At 40.3% G+C, this 17,450-nt stretch carries 14 protein-coding genes; 4 read left to right on the top strand and 10 right to left on the bottom strand.

Translation table 11 applies throughout. The annotated features are described in order from the left end of the window. Positions 1 to 49: 49 nt before the first annotated feature. Both AB6T38_RS16700 and AB6T38_RS16695 read right to left on the bottom strand, forming a co-directional pair. Positions 50 to 1,648: an AbgT family transporter gene (locus AB6T38_RS16700; protein WP_372548416.1), complete on the bottom strand. Its 1,599-nt coding sequence runs from the start codon at positions 1,646 to 1,648 to the stop codon at positions 50 to 52. Between the two features lie 134 nt (positions 1,649 to 1,782). Then, the gene (locus AB6T38_RS16695) at positions 1,783 to 3,798 is read right to left on the bottom strand and encodes a methyl-accepting chemotaxis protein (RefSeq protein WP_372548383.1); all 2,016 of its coding nucleotides are present in this window, start codon (positions 3,796 to 3,798) and stop codon (positions 1,783 to 1,785) included. 238 nt (positions 3,799 to 4,036) lie between these two features. Between AB6T38_RS16695 and AB6T38_RS16690 the strand changes: the two genes are divergently transcribed. From AB6T38_RS16690 to AB6T38_RS16675, 4 genes are read left to right on the top strand one after another with little or no spacing between them, the layout of a single operon-like run. After that, positions 4,037 to 4,588 (top strand): hypothetical protein, encoded by a 552-nt coding sequence (locus AB6T38_RS16690; protein ID WP_372548382.1) that lies wholly within the window; start codon positions 4,037 to 4,039, stop codon positions 4,586 to 4,588. Positions 4,589 to 4,599: 11 nt separating this feature from the next. Next, positions 4,600 to 6,369 carry an OmpA family protein gene (locus AB6T38_RS16685; protein WP_372548381.1) on the top strand — a complete coding sequence of 590 codons (1,770 nt, stop codon included), beginning with the start codon at positions 4,600 to 4,602 and terminating at the stop codon, positions 6,367 to 6,369. Between the two features lie 20 nt (positions 6,370 to 6,389). After that, positions 6,390 to 6,881, top strand: a complete 492-nt coding sequence (locus AB6T38_RS16680) for a Rab family GTPase (protein WP_372548380.1) — start codon at positions 6,390 to 6,392, stop codon at positions 6,879 to 6,881. 6 nt (positions 6,882 to 6,887) lie between these two features. Next, positions 6,888 to 9,020, top strand: coding sequence for a putative bifunctional diguanylate cyclase/phosphodiesterase (locus AB6T38_RS16675; protein WP_372548379.1), 2,133 nt, complete (start codon positions 6,888 to 6,890; stop codon positions 9,018 to 9,020). A 43-nt stretch (positions 9,021 to 9,063) separates the two neighbouring features. On the opposite strand, the gene AB6T38_RS16670 is transcribed toward AB6T38_RS16675, so the two are convergent. The 8 genes from AB6T38_RS16670 to mutL all read right to left on the bottom strand — a co-directional run bounded on the left by AB6T38_RS16670 (position 9,064) and on the right by mutL (position 17,426). After that, complete coding sequence (locus tag AB6T38_RS16670; protein WP_372548378.1) at positions 9,064 to 10,233, bottom strand: acyl-CoA dehydrogenase; 1,170 nt, start codon at positions 10,231 to 10,233, stop codon at positions 9,064 to 9,066. A 21-nt stretch (positions 10,234 to 10,254) separates the two neighbouring features. Then, positions 10,255 to 10,773 carry a GNAT family N-acetyltransferase gene (locus AB6T38_RS16665; protein ID WP_372548377.1) on the bottom strand — a complete coding sequence of 173 codons (519 nt, stop codon included), beginning with the start codon at positions 10,771 to 10,773 and terminating at the stop codon, positions 10,255 to 10,257. A 76-nt stretch (positions 10,774 to 10,849) separates the two neighbouring features. After that, positions 10,850 to 11,734: a protease modulator HflC gene (gene hflC / locus AB6T38_RS16660; protein ID WP_372548376.1), complete on the bottom strand. Its 885-nt coding sequence runs from the start codon at positions 11,732 to 11,734 to the stop codon at positions 10,850 to 10,852. Between the two features lie 2 nt (positions 11,735 to 11,736). After that, positions 11,737 to 12,891 carry an FtsH protease activity modulator HflK gene (gene hflK / locus AB6T38_RS16655; protein WP_372548414.1) on the bottom strand — a complete coding sequence of 385 codons (1,155 nt, stop codon included), beginning with the start codon at positions 12,889 to 12,891 and terminating at the stop codon, positions 11,737 to 11,739. Between the two features lie 76 nt (positions 12,892 to 12,967). Then, on the bottom strand, positions 12,968 to 14,257 hold the full coding sequence (gene hflX, locus AB6T38_RS16650) for a ribosome rescue GTPase HflX (protein ID WP_372548375.1): 1,290 nt from the start codon (positions 14,255 to 14,257) through the stop codon (positions 12,968 to 12,970). Between the two features lie 19 nt (positions 14,258 to 14,276). Further along, a complete protein-coding gene (hfq, locus tag AB6T38_RS16645; RefSeq protein ID WP_008843456.1) occupies positions 14,277 to 14,525 on the bottom strand; it encodes an RNA chaperone Hfq in 249 nt (82 codons plus the stop codon). 86 nt (positions 14,526 to 14,611) lie between these two features. Continuing rightward, complete coding sequence (miaA, locus tag AB6T38_RS16640; RefSeq protein ID WP_372548374.1) at positions 14,612 to 15,556, bottom strand: tRNA (adenosine(37)-N6)-dimethylallyltransferase MiaA; 945 nt, start codon at positions 15,554 to 15,556, stop codon at positions 14,612 to 14,614. Next, positions 15,549 to 17,426 (bottom strand): DNA mismatch repair endonuclease MutL, encoded by a 1,878-nt coding sequence (gene mutL / locus AB6T38_RS16635; protein ID WP_372548373.1) that lies wholly within the window; start codon positions 17,424 to 17,426, stop codon positions 15,549 to 15,551. Before mutL ends, miaA begins: the two co-directional genes overlap by 8 nt. Between the last annotated feature and the right edge of the window lie 24 nt (positions 17,427 to 17,450).

The following is a 17,450-nucleotide window of genomic DNA, read 5'->3' as shown; positions in this document are numbered from 1 at the left end:
GATTAGTACGTAAAACCTAGTGCTAAATAATTCAAACCGTTAACGGTTATTAGCCTCCATTATATAGAGTTTCTACATTTGGTCCTACTGGCATCCCTAACCAAAACACCCAAATATAGAAAAGTAACGTCCAACCGACAAAAAAGGTGATTGAATAAGGCAGCATGGTGGCAATTAACGTTCCCATTCCTAAATCCTTTTTATAACGGGCGGCGATAGCCAAAATCAAACCAAAATAACTCATCATTGGTGAAATAACATTGGTTACCGAGTCACCAATTCGATATGCAGCTTGAATCACTTCAGGAGAGTAACCAATCAACATTAACATGGGTACAAAGATAGGTGCCGTCACCGCCCATTGTGCAGATGCGCTGCCTAAGGAGAGGTTTACTAAGCCACACATGAAAATAAATAAAATAAAGACTTCTGGTCCGTCTAACCCTAGTGCCGTTAATAAAGAGGCACCTTTAACCGCAAGCACAGTACCCAAATTAGTCCATTTAAAGAAAGCCACAAACTGTGCCGCAAAAAACACTAAGGTAATGTATAAACCCATCGAGCCCATGCTTTTCGACATTGCATTAATTACGTCTTTATCATTTTTCATAGTGCCGACGATTTTGCCGTAAACAAACCCAGGAATGGCAAAAGTGATAAAAATAAATGCAACTATTCCTTTTAGAAATGGGGAGCCTGCCACAAGTCCAGTATCAGGATTGCGTAAAATACCGTTTTCCGGTACGACGGTAAGCGCCAACAATGCACACACAATCACAAAAGATAAACCGGCTATTTTTAAGCCTTTCTTTTCTTGCGCACTGGGTGCTGTCATCTCTTGTTTTTCTAACTCAACAGACGCTTCACTCGGGTCGTATTTGCCGAGCCTAGGCTCGACTATTTTTTCAGTTACAAAAGCCCCCATAGCGGCTACGACAAAGGTGCTAACAATCATAAAGTACCAGTTAACTTCTGGACCAACGATATAGTCTGGCGCAATCATATGCGCTGCAGATTCAGTAATTCCAGATAATAATGGGTCAACTGTCCCTAACAATAGGTTCGCACTATAACCACCTGAAACTCCGGCAAAAGCCGCTGCCAGTCCGGCTAAGGGATGACGACCAAGGGAGTGGAAAATCATCGCAGCTAAAGGAATTAACACCACATAACCTAACTCAGATGCAGTATTAGATAAGATACCGGCTAACACTACCGTAATAGTTACCATACGCTCTGAAGCGTTCATCACCATGGCACGCATCGCAGTTGAAAGTAATCCAGAATGTTCAGCAACTGAAACACCTAGTAACGCAACCAATACCGTTCCTAAAGGGGCAAACCCAGTGAAGTTAGTTACTAACCCTGTGACAATACGTTGCAGCCCCTCAGCATTGAGCAAGGAAACCACTTCAATCCAGCCATCTGGATCACGGCCTTTAGCCCCTAACGGCCGTGGATCTAAAACAGCAACATCAAAATAACCAAGGATGCCACTGAGGATCACAATGAACAGTGCCAAAATAGCGAATAAGGTGATGGGGTGTGGAAGTAAGTTACCTAGCCATTCTACGGTTGCTAGAAACCTGGAAAACCATCCCGAACTTTGTTCATTAGACGGCTGATTGTTTGTTTGCTCTTGTACCAAAACTATTCCTCTGTCTTTACGGACTTTACTACCAACTCCGTTAGGCAAAAATCCTTATTATTTTTTTGCATATGATAGCGAAATATATCTGCAAAGTGCAGCCTATGATTAAAATAAGCCTTATAGTTTGGATATTAGAGATTCGATCGCATTACAACAAAGCTCTCTATCATCTGCTCCTGAGACTTTTCGTTTGCTGAAAGGCGACCAAATATACTCTCTAAATCTTTAGCAATCGACAGCCCTTCATTCGATGAATCAAGGACTTCAGTGGTATCTTCGGCAATCTGCTTGATGGTTACTGCCTGCTCTTCCGCTGCGGCGGAAACTGTAATGGATAACTGCTCAAGTTCACTTACTTGGTTAATAAGTTCTGCTGACAATATCTCCACATTGGCTGCTCGCTGTAACGAATCCTGTGCAGTTGATACATTTTCTTCAATGGACAGAACTACGTCATTGCTCGCTCCTTGCAAATCTTTAAGCAACTGTGAGATAGAGTCCGAACTGGATTTACTACCTTTGGCAAGTTTTCTAACTTCATCTGCAACAACAGCAAAACCGCGTCCTGCCTCACCTGCTCTAGCCGCCTCAATGGCTGCATTGAGAGCTAAAAGGTTGGTTTGATCGGCTAAAGAATTAATAGTTTCCAGAATACTGCTTATAGAGGTAACTTGCTGCTCCATATTGTTTGCCTTTTGACGAACTTCCAGCATATTTTGCGACATAGTTTTTAAGGCGTTACTGTTGGTTAAATTCGCTTCGATATTTTGATTATTTTTTTCTTGCAACTTATCACTTGCTTCAAGAGTGTTAGCTGCAGATTTGGCAATCTCTTCACTGGTTTGAGACATTTCTTCAAGTGACGTTGCAATATTGCTCGCCAACAAATGATTATGCTCGCCATTTTGAAGTACCAGTTTGCTAGCGACGTTTAACTCTTCTCCTAACATTTGGCCTGATTTTATTGAATTAATTAAATTAACTATCAGATCCCGAAAGGCCACAAACATTAAATGCATAGATCTTGAAATTACCCCAAGCTCGTCATTCCCTCTGAGTCTAATATCAACCGTCAAATCGCCATTATCGGCGATTTTTTGCAGATCAATGTTTAGTTTATTTAAGCGTAAACGCATTGACCTAACTAAATAGATGTTCAATATGGCTAACAGCACCATTACTAGGGTTAAAATTCCAGCTTCTAAGACTAAGAAAATCGCGGCTTGAGAGCGGATATTCTGAGTTCGTTGGTGCTGAGATAACCATTGTTGATCCAGCACCTTTTTCAGCGCAACAATTTGTTGAGTTGCTAATGTAAACCATTGTGCAGGCGTGTAAGCCGACTCAATATTGCCATTTGCAGATTGTAAGATTTCGGTTTGGATTTTGGACACCTTTTGATACGAAGAGGAAGTAAAAATATTTTCTAATTGTCGTTGCTGAGATATAGGTAAGAAAAGTGGTAAATATTGGCTAGTGATATCAAAATTGGTGACATAGCCTTCAATTTCATATTTAGCAATATCTGAAATCTCTCCTTTCGCTATAGAGCTGTTTATTTTACCTCTTGATTGACCTGCATACTCCTTTAACCATGCCAAATAAAGTGCTCCACTAACCCCTTGGTAAACCTCTTGATTGTTGATGCTGCCGCGAAGATTCTGCATAGCCTCTAAAGCAAAACGATTCAATAAACTGTAATACCTAAATGCACCAGTAGCATCTTGTGCATCAACCTGTTTACGCATAGCCGCCTTTTGCTGAATATGCTTAAAGTACAACCGCAGCGCAGCATTGAGCTGGTTTGGATCTGACCATTGTTCGTTTAGTGTGTTGTTAAGGTCCTCAGTGGCACTATCCGCTAACAGGCGTTGCTGTTTTAATGCTTTGAATTGGGAAGCAGTACCAGAAGCTAAAAAGCCTGCGGTCAATCCCCGTTCAACCGCGTGATGATGAGCCACTTTTTCTAATTTATCCAACAAGGTTAGTAATTGCTGATCGTCTTCACTTTGTTTTACTTGCAGCCATGCACTTTGCAAGCTAACAGAAGCTAAAAAAATCACTAAAATGGAGAATACAATAAGGCTGATTAAGGTTATTTTGATGACACTAAAACGTCTTAAGAAATTAATGATAAATCGAGACACAATGCTTCCTAATTAACTTTGTAAAAATCATTACAATGCACATACCAATTTTCGAACACCAAAAGTGCAAGTTAATCAAAGTGGCAAAGTGGCAAAGTGATAAATAAACAATCTTGAATTTTATTATTGCCAGTATCTTAAAATAAAAAAAGTGATAGGTGTCAATTAATTCCCGTGCATTAAGTAGTTTTTTTGAGCTATGATTGATTAACGGTATTACAAGCAGAAGGAAGTGATAGTGGCGAATAAAAACACCGATGACAGAACATTGGAAGATAATCCAGCCAAAGGCGATAGTGACACCCCCACAGATCTAGCCACTTTGCGACAAATTGTATTTGGTGCTGCTCAAGCAGATATTGAACTCAAGTTATCTCGATTAGAAAGTAAGATGTTAGAACGCTTCCAACAATCCGACCAGAAATTAGCTGCGCAGGTAAGCGAGTTAAATAAAGCCATGCAAACTGGATTTGAAGAATTGCAGTTAAAAGTTAACTCTGTTGATAAAATGTATGATGATAAAACCTCCGAACTAAATGCATATGCAGATAAGCTGTCTTCTGAATTGGAGATGTCTGACAGCAATGGTCGCCAAGAGACAGATGAATTGCACACTAGAGTAGACAAAGAGGTTGCCATGCTGACTGAAAAATATGACGCTCGATTCTCAGAAGCATTAGAAAGATTGGATGAAGTAACCAAAGAGCTTAGTTCAACTAAAACAGATAGAAAAACCTTGGCCAAATTACTTGCAACCATGGCAGTTAACCTAGAAACCGACGAAGATTAAAGCCAAATTCCATGGCAGATTGTCCAAACTCTAAGGTCCCCAGTAAAGATGAAGTAGCTATGCAGCAGCTACGAGAACTAATACTGGGCAAAAATCAGGAATTTGTTAAGCAAGTTATACAAGACAATGCAAGAGAAATGGTTAGCGAGGTAGTAATAGAAGCTATTCATGATCGTCAGAACCGTAATGACGACTTTAGTAAGATGCTAACCCCTGTGGTGCAAAAATCCGTAGAGACGTCGGTCAACCAACAAAGTGAACAATTTGTTGGTTATTTATACCCCCTCGTAGGTCGCTTAGTCCGTAAATCTGTTACTTCTTTCCTCAGTGAATTTTTAGAAAAAACCAACGTTTTAATTGAAAACAGCTTGACCTTTAAAGGTATCAAATGGCGTTTTAAGGCGTGGCAATCGGGAGTGAGCTTTTCCCAATACGTTGCAAGCCAGACCTTTATATTTAAAGTTGAACAAGTACTATTAATCCATCGAGAAACCGGAATTTTACTAAACTCGGTTGCTCAATCGGTTCATGAGTCTGCCGACGGAGATCTTGTTTCAGCGATGCTGACAGCGATAAATGATTTCGTATCAGATTCGTTCAATCCGCAACAAGAATCACCGGAACAAAACTTAGAAGTAATCAAAACAGAAGACTTTTCATTGGTGATAAAGCGCGGTCCTAAGCTACTCTTGGTAGCCGCGGTAACTGGTAATATTCCTCAAGACATTTCCACCAAGTTTCAAATAACTAACGAATATATCCATAAATTATATGCGAAAGAAATTGCTAATTTTAATGGCGATACAATGGTTTTTGAGCCCGCCACCCAGCAACTTCAAGACTGTTTAGTTGCAAAGATGCACCCAGAAGCGTTAAAGAAAAAGAATAAAAAACCAATAATGGCCATTGGATTAGTCATTATTTTGTTGGTTGGGTTTGGCTTTTTAGGGTTTCACAACTATCAACAAAATCAATTAGTTGCTCGAATAGCACAAATCGGTCAACAACCTGGTATTGTTACCAGGAAAGTAGAACGAACAGGCTGGCAGGACATTGCGCTTTCTATATTACGAGATCCAGATGCTATTGAAGTAGAAAAATGGCTAACTGAACAGAGCATTGATGCGAGCAAAATTTTACTGTTGGAAAAACAATACCTATCTTTAGAAGCATCATTGATTAAAACTCGTTTGAAAACGATTTTGGCTAAATATCCACAGATAGAAGTTGACTGGCAACAGAAGATACCAGTTTTAACCGGCTCGTTACCGAATGTTCAACGTTTAGCATTAGCGACTAAAATACATGCTATTCCTGGCTTAACTTACGCAGAAGAGTTAATTTCTGGTATCAAAGCTGAAGAATTGGCTACAATTAATAAAGATAATCCAGAAATACTCATGGCGTTGTTCGAAATCAACAAAGCCAACATTGATAGTACACAAGTTGAGTTTGAAAAAGGACAAAGCGCCTTAAATGAAAAAGCTAAAGATCAATTACGCACTTTTGCGAGCTATCTGAGAACGACTATAGAGTTGTCTAAAAAGCTGGGCTTAAATGTAGGTTTGATTATCATGGGTGCAAGTGATTCTTCTGGTTCCATTAATTACAATAAGTCGTTGAGTCAAAAACGAGCTTTAATAGTACGTCAATTTTTAGTCGAGGAAGGTATTGAAGGGCAATATTTAAACGCCATCGGTTTAGGTGTTGTTGAAAATGCAGCTTCAGGGTCAGGCTTACGAAAAGTCATTTTTAATATAATTAATTTCAAGAATGATTAAATAAGGACATTAACCGCATTATGTTCCAGAAAAAGATTTGCCTACTTGGACCATCAGGAGTAGGGAAAACCAGTTTGGTTAAACAGTATGTTGAAGGTATTTTTTCCGAAAAATACCTAACCACAATTGGTGTCAAGATTGATAAAAAGCTCGTTGACTTAGCCGTTGATCAAGTTCAGCTCATGATTTGGGATATCGAAGGGATAGACCGCTACTGTGGATTCCAACCTAAATACCTACGGGGCGCTTCAGCTTATGCAATAGTAACCGATCATACACGCTCACAAAGTCTTGTAGAAGCAATGGAAATACATCGCATGGTAAGAGAAGTAAGTGATATTCCTGCGATCCTAATTATTAACAAAAGCGACCTTGATGTAGCCTGGCATTGGACTGAAAGTGAACTCAATGGCTACAGCAAAGAGTTTATACGTAATTTTTCCACCAGCGCTAAAACCGGCGATCAGGTTGAAGAAATGTTTAAGTTTATCGCACAACTAACGTTGAATTAATCCATTATGCAACAGTCACTTATTCAAGCTTTAGGTATTATAAACTGCGCTATTTTAAAACGAGTAGAACATGGGCAGTTTCAGATTATCTATTGCAGCCAAGATTGGTTCTATTCTATAGCGCCTGAAGCAATCGACAGTGAACGCTTCGAGTTTGCCGGTAACTCAGCTTATCTAGATGACTTTTTCATTGATGCTGAGGAGTTTTGGCAAACTGGTAAAGAAGGGCAAATTCACTCCGGCATTTGGTCCGAACAATCTAAAGATAAACTTCTACGTTTAGAGGCCCTTGCCGCTATTTCAGACGGTGAATCATACCTAGTTATTAACAATTTAGAGGGTGAATACCAAAAACAGCAGCAAACTTTACAGGCGGCTCGAGAACTACTGATTTCAAATGATAAGGTACTCGCTCAGCATGAATATATTCATGAACGCCTAGATCAAGTATTGCGTGAAAACCAAACCCTGCAATCATTACAAAAGCCAATACAACGTGTTATTGAAAATGCCGACTTTGGTGTAGTGATTACTGATGCACAATTAAATGTTATAACTCAAAACCCGAATTCATACACAGTTTTTGAAACCTCCGATTTACCCCTTGAGGTTTCTCCATTTGAGAAACTAATGGAACTGTTTAAGAATCAATGTGCTGAGTTTGAGAGAGTTATCGGCACTAGCAGTCGATGGCATGGCGAACTTTTCTGGCATAATCCCCCCTATTCGAGTAAATGGTTAAAATTAGCGTTATACCCGGTAACAGATGAAAACCAAAACTTACAACATTGGATATTTATTTTTAGCGATATCAGTCGGGTTAAGTATTTATTACAAAGAAACGAAAAATTAAACCTATACGACAATGTCACTAATTTACCTAATCGCCAGTTTTTCTGGCAGAAATTAGAATACCAAATTGAAAAAGCCAAAGCATTTTTCATCGTCTATTTAGATGTAAAGCATTTCAAACAAATCAACGAGTTACATGGCCATCAAGCAGGCGATCAAATATTAGTAACCTTGGCTGAACGAATACAACAATGCATCAGTACTACAGATTTATGTGCAAGAGTGGGAGGCAATGAGTTCGGTATTATCTTAACCGACTGTAAAGAGCAAAATGATTGCATCGAAGTTGCCAACCGACTAATTGAAGCCATGGAACCGCCCTTTTATACCGCCTCAAAACAAAAGGTACAGATTGGCCTTAATCTTGGTGCAGCTCACTTTCCTAGCGACGCATCAGATTCTGAGGAGTTAATGAAGTTTGCGGATTTAGCGATGTTTTCAGCTAAAAAAGAAGATAAAAGTAAATTATGCTTTTATTCAAAAGAACTAAAAGAAGCATCTCGAAATCGACTTGAGTTAGAAAACGCGTTGAAAAAAGCGATTAGCGATAATCAATTCGAACTTTATTTACAACCCATAGTAGATTTGAGTACCGGCAAAGTTGCTAAAGCAGAAGCCTTAATAAGATGGCGTTTAGCCGATGGTAAGATTACCAGCCCAGATAAATTTATCCCCATTGCCGAACAGACAGGGTTAATTGTACCCATTGGCAAATGGGTAATCTGCCGCGCAACAGAAATGTTGAAAGTGATAATGCAATACCAGCCCGACTTGAAAATTTCTGTGAATTTATCACCCAGACAGGTAGCCGACAGACATCTATTTGATTTTGTCACTCAAGCTATTAATCATAGCGGAGTGCCGGCAAAAAACTTAGAGTTAGAATTAACCGAAGGCGTGTTGATTGATAATTATGACAAAGTAAAACACTTACTGGATCAGGTAAGAGAAATCGGCATCTCTACCTCAATTGATGACTTTGGCACTGGCTATAGCTCACTTTCATATTTGCAAAAACTGCCAATTGATAACCTTAAAATCGATCGTTCTTTTATTATTGACTTAGAACAAAATGAAAATGATAAAGCCATAATTTTGGCTGTGATTGCCATGGCCCATAGTCTTAAGTTGGGTGTAATTGCAGAAGGCGTTGAGAATCAATATCAAGTCGATTTTCTATTGGAAAATAAATGTAATATCGCTCAAGGGTATTTATTTAGTAGGCCACTACCATTAACCGAGTTTTGTGAACTTTTGATAGCCGAGAAACACAGTAGTAAAAATTAACTATTTTTATTACTGTGTTGATACAAAACTCCCATAAAGGTTATTAACTAAAAGCCTGTAGACCGGTTTGTGCACGACCCAAAATTAGTGCATGGACATCGTGTGTGCCCTCATAGGTATTTACCGCTTCTAAGTTCATAACATGACGAATAACATGGAACTCATCAGAAATTCCATTCCCGCCATGCATATCTCTCGCACTCCTAGCAATATCCAAAGCTTTGCCACAGGAGTTGCGCTTGATCAAAGAAATAGCTTCAGGGGCTAATGAGTCCGTGTCCATAAGCCTACCCGCTTGCACGCACGCCATCAAACCAAGAGATATTTCTGTCTGCATATCGGCTAACTTTTTTTGTATTAATTGATTAGCCGCCAATGGCCGGGAAAACTGCTGGCGATCTAAGCAGTATTGCCTCGCTGCGTACCAGCAAAACTCCGCCGCTCCCAAAGCTCCCCATGAAATTCCGTATCGCGCTTTGTTTAAACAACCAAATGGGCCTTTTAATCCAGAAACATTGGGTAATAAATTTTCGTCCGGTACAAACACGTTATCCATTACAATTTCACCGGTAATAGATGCACGAAGAGAAAACTTACCTTCGATTTTAGGCGCTGACAACCCTGTCATTCCTTTTTCTAAAATAAAACCTCGTATCACCCCATCCAATTTAGCCCAAACCACAAAGACATGGGCAATGGGCGAGTTTGTGATCCACATTTTACTACCGTTTAGAACGTACCCGCCTTCTTGTTTTTTAGCGTGGGAACTCATACTTGCAGGATCAGAACCTGAATTAGGCTCAGTAAGGCCAAAACAACCAATCCATTCACCAGTGGCTAATTTAGGCAAATATTTTTGACGTTGAAGCTCACTACCATAAGTAAAAATAGGATGCATCACCAATGAAGATTGAACACTCATGGCACTGCGGTAGCCACTATCTACCCGCTCAACCTCACGAGCAATTAAACCGTAAGAGACATAGTTGACGTTTGAGCAACCGTATTTCTCAGGAAGAGTAGCCCCAAGTAAGCCTAACTCCCCCATCTTTTTCATAATGTCGATATCAAAGTATTCGTTTCGATTGGCTTGCAAAATATCAGGCATAAGCTGTTGTTGGCAGAACTGATGAACTGAATCTCGCAATATACGTTCATCTTCATTTAATAGAGAGTCTAAATTAAGAGGATCTTGCCAATTAAATTTTTTCATTTTAATGTTCTCAAACTGAACTTAACTAGGTAATTTTACGATTTGCATAGACACAACTTTATCACTATCTTCTGAACCCAACCGCCCCACTTGAGAAAAGCCATAAGATTGATGAAAGTGTGCTGAAGTCTGATTGGCGGGAATTAAATTATATTCACAACAAATAGCTGCAAACCTATGTTCCCTTGCGAAGCGGAATAAATCATCATACAAGTCTTTACCCAAACCTTTCCCTTGCACCGATGAATCAATGACAATACGGTCAACATAGAGAAAACTCTGATAGCGTTGCTCAAACCACTGATAGTTGTCACTTGCGTAAGCAACTTCAGGCGCCATAGCCATTAAAAAACCAACAATCAAACTATTACTTGTTTGCGGATCGTACTGTTCGATTACACGATGATAAGTACTAAGGAAATCTAAATGTTGAATACGAGCTAGGTCCATCGGACTAGTAAAGTGAACGAACTTATCATTTAAGCGTTTGATTTCAAAAAAATCATCTTGAACCGCATCTCTGATACGAAATTCCAGCATAAAAATCCTTAACTCAAAATGCCTATCTTAGTAATAAAAAAAAGCGCCATATAGGCGCTTTTTAAAGTAGGAAAGCTTAGTTTCTAGTGCCTGTGATATCTTTCATGTATTTGAAGAAATCACTATCGGGCTCGACAACTAACACATCCTGTTTGCTGTCGAAACTGGCGCGATAAGCATCCATACTTCTTAGGAATGCGTAAAACTCAGGGCTTTTAGAGTAAGTTTCAGCATAAATTTGCGCTGCTTGAGCTTCCCCTTCACCTTTAATTTTACGTAAGTTTCTTTCCGCATCTGCCAACATGACGGTCACTTTAGCATCAATATTCGCTTTGATTATTTCAGCTTGTTCACGACCTTCAGAGCGGTGCTCTTTTGCTACAGCTTCTCGCTCTGCACGCATACGTTGGAAAATAGAACTACTTACTTCTGGCGGTAAGTTAATTTGTTTGACTCTTACATCAACAATTTCAATTCCTAACTCGTCTGAACTAGTAGAAGCCTGTTTCATAGCCTCATCCATCAACTCAGAACGTTCACCTGATACGATTTGAGAAATAGTACGAGTACCAAACTCAGAGCGAAGCCCATTGTTTACTTTTTGCTTTAGAAGAGACTCAGCTTGCAGTTTATTCGCACCCGTAGAGAGGTAATAAGTCGCAAAGTCTTTAATTCGCCATTTAACATAAGAATCAACTATTAGATCTTTCTTTTCAGACGTAACAAAACGCCCTGCTGGATCATCTAATGTTTGGATTCTTGCATCAAGATTTACGACTCTGTCAATCAACGGAAACTTAAAATGAAGACCTGGGCTAAACACGACAGTTTCACCGGCGGCATCTCGTTCAACTTTACCGAATTGGATCTTAATTGCTTTTTGACCTTCAGGCACTACAAACAAAGAAAGGAAAACAGCGATGACAACCAATACGATTACGCCAATACTTAAATTTTTCACTTTTAGTTTCTCCCTTGTCTAGTTCTGTCGCCACGTAATGTCGTCGGTGCCGAGTTAGAGCTTTGCGAACTAGAGGCATCATTCTGCTGCAGCCCTTCTAAAGTACTGCGGAAGTTTGCTTTAGGCGCTTGTTTACTCTGGTTATCCAAAATTTTATCTAAAGGCAAATACATCATATTTCCACTGCCTTTGTTATCCACCATAATTTTGGTGGTGTTTTGGTAAACCTGTTCCATGGTTTCTAGATATATACGCTGACGTGTAACTTCAGGCGCAGCTTCATATTGAGGTAACAATTCCTCAAAACGCGCAATTTCACCACGAGCTTCTAAGGTAACGCGCTCTTTATAAGCCTGCGCTTCCTCAGCCATTCTATTTACCTGACCCCTTGCACGAGGTTCAATTTCACGAGAATAGGCTTCTGCTTCACGAATGAAACGTTGTTCATCTTCTTGTGCCGCAATCGCATCATCAAAAGCGGCTCTCACAGCATCCGGTGGGCGCGCGTCTTTAAAGTTAATATCAACGATAGAAATACCCATATCGTAAGGATTAATAATACCTTCTAACTCCTGCCATACTTGTTGGCGAGCAGTTTCACGACCGCTGGTTAAGATATCATCCATTTTTGAATGACCCACAACGTAGCGAATAGCACTATTTAATGCCTGACTAAGACTTTGCTCAGGGTTAGTTACCGCAAAACTATACTTATAAGGTTCAACTACGCGGTACTGGACTTCCATTTCTACACCAACTACATTTTCGTCTTCAGTAAGCATGCTGCCCTCGGAAGACATAGACTTAATAGATTGAACGTCTATTGGTATAACTTCATCCACAAATGTTGGTTTCCAACGCAAACCTGGCTCTACAAATTGACTAAACTCACCAAAACGTAAAACTACACCGCGCTCTGCTTCTCGAATTGTGTAGAAGCCACTAATAAACCAAATGACAACTAGCAAAACTGCAATTACAGTTAGGCCAACTCCACCTATGCTTTTACCGCCAGACGAGCCGTCTCCACCGCCACCTTTGCTAAATTTGCCAAACAAGTTTTTGAATATATCATCCAAATCAGGTGGGCCTTGATCGCGCCCCCCCTTGTTTTTCCAAGGGTCGTTATTCTTTCCACCGGGCTCATTCCAAGCCATCATCACTCTCCGTTAGGTTAAGTCTAAATCTATGCAACCCCGATTCTATCATCGAGATTTGCTTAATTTGCATATACTAATGCTTTACTACCAAACTGGATAAGTCTATCTCAGACCTTTTTTCCAATCGGTGCCAATCACTGGTCGGCATTCTTACATCCACCAGCCAATCGCCGTCCTCTGCATAGGATTCTGCAGCGATACAGTTCATACGAAATAAAGCGCCTCGAAGTTTACCTTCTTTGGGCGGAATGCGTAATGTAAATTGCACTATGCTTTGCGATAAACATTCAGTGAGGGCATTAAACAATAAATCAATGCCTTGATTATGTTGTGCAGATATCCAAACACGAATGGGAACGCCTTCATCGTTGCAGTCTATATGGGGTTCAACCCCGTCCATTCGGTCGATTTTATTGCATACCATTAATTGTTGAATTTCAGATGCGCCTATTTCGTCTAAAACGTCATTCACTTGATCGATGTTGTCGAGGTACTGTTCATCTGAATAGTCTACAACATGCAATAGCAAATCCGCTTCCTGCGTTTCTTGTAACGTGGCTTTAAACGCTGCAACTAAGTCGTGGGGTAAGTGGCGTATAAAACCTACGGTATCCGCCAAGATTGCTTGTCCAACATCTTGCAACTGAATTTTTCGCAACGTTGGATCTAAGGTGGCGAACAATTGATCCGCAGCATAAACGCCTGCGTCAGTGATGGTATTGAACAGGGTTGATTTACCCGCATTGGTATAGCCCACCAGTGAAATCGTCGGCATCTCAGCACGTTTTCTGGCCCTGCGTCCTTGTTCACGTTGTTTCTGTACTTTTTCTAAACGACGCTGGATACTCTTGATTCTTACTCGCAAAAGTCGTCTATCGGTTTCTAGCTGAGTTTCCCCCGGCCCTCGAAGACCAATACCACCTTTTTGTCGCTCCAGGTGAGTCCATCCGCGAATCAATCGGGTAGAAATATGCCGAAGCTGGGCAAGCTCCACTTGTAATTTACCTTCATGGGTTCGCGCGCGCTGAGCAAAGATATCTAATATTAAACCAGTACGGTCTAACACTCGACACTTACACAATGCTTCCAAATTTCGTTCTTGGGAGGGTGATAAAGGGTGATTAAAAATAACGACATCTGCATTATTTGTGCGTACTGAATTAGCTATTTCTTCTGCTTTCCCACTACCGGTAAAGTATTTGGGATGAGGTGCTTGTCGTGAAGCCGTAATTACTTCAACAGCATTAACACCGGCAGATGACACTAGCATTTGCAACTCTTGCAAATCTTCTTTGCTAGAATCATCAGAAAAATCAATATGAACTAAAACAGCCTGCTCGCCTGCTTCGTAACGGTCAAACAAGCTTTTCTCCTATAAGGTTTTATTCACCGTTATCAGAGTCAGGTTGTGCGCCGGTTGACATATTAATGGCCCGAGAAGGCACAACAGTTGAAATGGCATGCTTGTATACCATCTGACTAACAGTGTTTTTTAACAGAATCACAAACTGGTCAAATGATTCCACTTGACCTTGTAACTTGATTCCGTTGACTAAATAAATCGAGACAGGAATACGCTCCTTTCTTAACGCATTCAAAAACGGGTCTTGTAAAGATTGCCCCTTTGCCATCACTATTCCTTATCCTTTTATTTTTATTATGATTTTCGCCTGATATACAAATTATACAGTAAAATATGGGGCTGTATAGCTGCCTATTAATTTACAGTATTGCTGACATTCAATATGGTAGTCAAATTCTCTTTTTCAATACCATCTAAAAAAGTTATATTTTTCCAACTTCGCAACCAAGTTATTTGCCTTTTTGCTAGTTGTCGTGTTGCCGCTACCCCTTTAAATACCATTTCGGTATAATCAAAATCACCGTCCAAGTACTGCCACATCTGCCGATAACCGACACAACGCATAGAAGGCAAATCAAGGTGCAGGTCATCGCGGCATCTAAGATTTTCAACTTCTTGCTGAAAGCCATTTTCAAGCATATTATTGAATCGTTTCTCTATACGTTCATGAAGTATACCCCGATCACTAGGCATGATGGCAAATTCTTTTACCGAATAAGGTAAATTACTGGACTTTTCTGAAGTTAGCTCAGTCATTGTTTTACCACTTATCATATACACTTCTAATGCACGTAATAAGCGTTGAGGGTCATTTGGATGTATGCGCTTTGCTGATACAGGGTCTACTTGCTCTAATCTGTGATGTAACTCTTGCCAACCAAGGGCGTTTGCTTCGTTTTGCAGGTGCTCTCGAATCTCCGGGTTAGCAGCTGGCAAAGTTGATAAGCCGTCAACTAGACTTTTAAAATACAGCATAGTCCCACCAACTAACAAAGGAATCTTTCCAGCATCTGTAACCGCTTGCATCGCATTTAGTGCATCGCTTCTAAAATTGGCCACTGAATAAGACTCTTTAGGATCAAGAATATCTATCAGCCGATGGGGAACTTGAGACAACTCTTCTGCACTTGGTTTAGCCGTACCAATATCCATTCCACGATAAATTAACGCCGAATCAACACTTATGATCTCGCAGGGTAGCTTTTTGCTTATTTCTAATGCCAAATCAGTCTTACCAGAGGCAGTCGGCCCCATAAGAAAAATAGCTGGCGGTAAGTTTTCAGTATGCTTTTTATTCATCAAATTGTGATAACCAATCTTTTAGTGGGATTTCTGTGGCGCAAGATTTAAGTATTTCTGCGGCATTAGCTTGTTTGTGTAACCACACACAAAGATAGCTCAAATCGTTGTTTTTTGCCGCCAAACTTTGAATTTGATAGCGCGCCAAAACCGAGTAAAAAGACTCGAGTAAAATTGCCTTGATAGTTTGTTCTTCGACTTCAGGATTTGTTTTGACAGCGGAGGTGATTGGGCCTTTTTCAAACGCGATATTTAGGGCATCAAAGAAACTCAATAACACACTCGCCCAATCTAAGGCCCGCGTTCCTGACGGCACTTGTTTTAACAACAATCGTTTATTGATGATAGCAAGCTCAAGTCCAACAAGTCTAACTTGCTGAATTAGAGTTTCGTCTATGTTTAATTCAATCTGCTCTAAAGCAAGAGAAATTGGCATTAACAGCGGTTGCATCACCAAAGAGTTAAATTGGGCATCGTCAGACAATTTTTTTGCTGCTAAATCTTGTGCTTTACATAAATAAAAGACCGCTTCCCACTCAATCAACAATCGATTTTCAGCAACCTGCAAAAACCTAGGCATATTAGAGGATAAAGACTCGCCAAATTGTGGCGTCATCAAGCTATTGTAGTGCTTTGCTGCTGTTTTCGAATGGGGCCTTGCTGCAGTATGATTAAATACCTTAGCAGGCTGAGCTGTAACTTGTTGGTATGGTTCGGCGCTAGGCTGTGCAGACACCTCAGCTTGAATCGGCTTGTCAATTTCCGGACTCAATGGTCGAATATATTGATGTGAAGGTCGAACCTCCTCCAAGATTGTTTGAGTGACTTGTGAGACAGCTTCTTCACCATCGGTATTGTCCGAGTATGCGGTAAAGGATTCACTCAGAGATTTGGATACTGAACGGAATATGACATCATGGACGAGCCTAGATTGATGAAAACGCACTTCATGTTTAGCCGGATGAACATTAACATCCACTTGGGTGGGATCCAACGTTAAAAAAAGCACAAAAGCAGGATGAGTATTGGGTTCAATTAGGCCTTCATAGGCTTGGCGAATTGCGTGATTAATGAGTTTATCTTTCATCACTCGTCCATTTACATAAACATATTGCAAGTCACTTTGCATGCGGCTGGCACCAGCAGCACTTAACCAACCAATAAGACGTATGCCTTCATAACTGCTGTCGATAGCAATAGAATGATCAGCAAAATCACTACCACATACAGCTGAAATCCGTTTTAAATGAGAGCGTTCCTCTTTAATTGCAGGGTATTTACGAACGGTTTTACCATTATGTTTAAGGCTCAATGTCACATCAAATCGACTCAAAGCAATACGTCGTATTACCTCATCGATATGACTAAACTCGGTTTTTTCAGCTCGTAAAAATTTACGTCTTGCCGGAGTATTGAAAAACAAATCCAGTACTTCAATACTGGTGCCTTTTGGATGAGCAGCAGGTTGCAATGTGACTTTCATTTCTCTGCCTTCTGCACAGGCTTGCCACGCTTGCGATTGTGCTTCAGGCTTTGAGGTTAGAGTTAGACGCGATACTGAACTGATACTTGCTAAGGCTTCCCCTCGAAAACCAAGGCTGCAAATATTTTCTAAATCATCTAACTTGGATATTTTACTGGTTGCATGACGACTTAACGCCAACTCTAGCTCTTGCTGCGGGATCCCTTTGCCATTATCTCGAATGGCGATTCGTTTATGGCCACCTTTATCAATTTCAATTTCGACATTAGTTGCCCCCGCATCTAAGCAATTTTCAACTAACTCTTTGACCACAGAAGCCGGACGTTCAACCACTTCACCAGCGGCAATTTGGTTAGCAAGTTGTGGAGATAGAATTTGAATTGACACAGGTAACCTTTAAAAATTGGAGGG

The organism is Aliiglaciecola sp. SL4, from assembly GCF_041538045.1.
In the GTDB taxonomy this organism is placed as follows: domain Bacteria; phylum Pseudomonadota; class Gammaproteobacteria; order Enterobacterales; family Alteromonadaceae; genus Aliiglaciecola.
Note: the sequence above shows the minus strand (reverse complement) of the source record. Positions and strands in the feature narration are given on the sequence as shown.

Bases quoted from the DNA above. Each gene is read 5' to 3' on its own strand.
- AB6T38_RS16685 (WP_372548381.1), top strand. From the start codon at position 4,600: ATGGCAGATTGTCCAAACTCTAAGGTCCCCAGTAAAGATGAAGTAGCT.
- AB6T38_RS16675 (WP_372548379.1), top strand. From the start codon at position 6,888: ATGCAACAGTCACTTATTCAAGCTTTAGGTATTATAAACTGCGCTATT.
- miaA (WP_372548374.1), bottom strand. From the start codon at position 15,556: ATGAATAAAAAGCATACTGAAAACTTACCGCCAGCTATTTTTCTTATG.
- AB6T38_RS16680 (WP_372548380.1), top strand. From the start codon at position 6,390: ATGTTCCAGAAAAAGATTTGCCTACTTGGACCATCAGGAGTAGGGAAA.
- hflK (WP_372548414.1), bottom strand. From the start codon at position 12,891: ATGGCTTGGAATGAGCCCGGTGGAAAGAATAACGACCCTTGGAAAAAC.
- hfq (WP_008843456.1), bottom strand. From the start codon at position 14,525: ATGGCAAAGGGGCAATCTTTACAAGACCCGTTTTTGAATGCGTTAAGA.
- AB6T38_RS16665 (WP_372548377.1), bottom strand. From the start codon at position 10,773: ATGCTGGAATTTCGTATCAGAGATGCGGTTCAAGATGATTTTTTTGAA.
- AB6T38_RS16670 (WP_372548378.1), bottom strand. From the start codon at position 10,233: ATGAAAAAATTTAATTGGCAAGATCCTCTTAATTTAGACTCTCTATTA.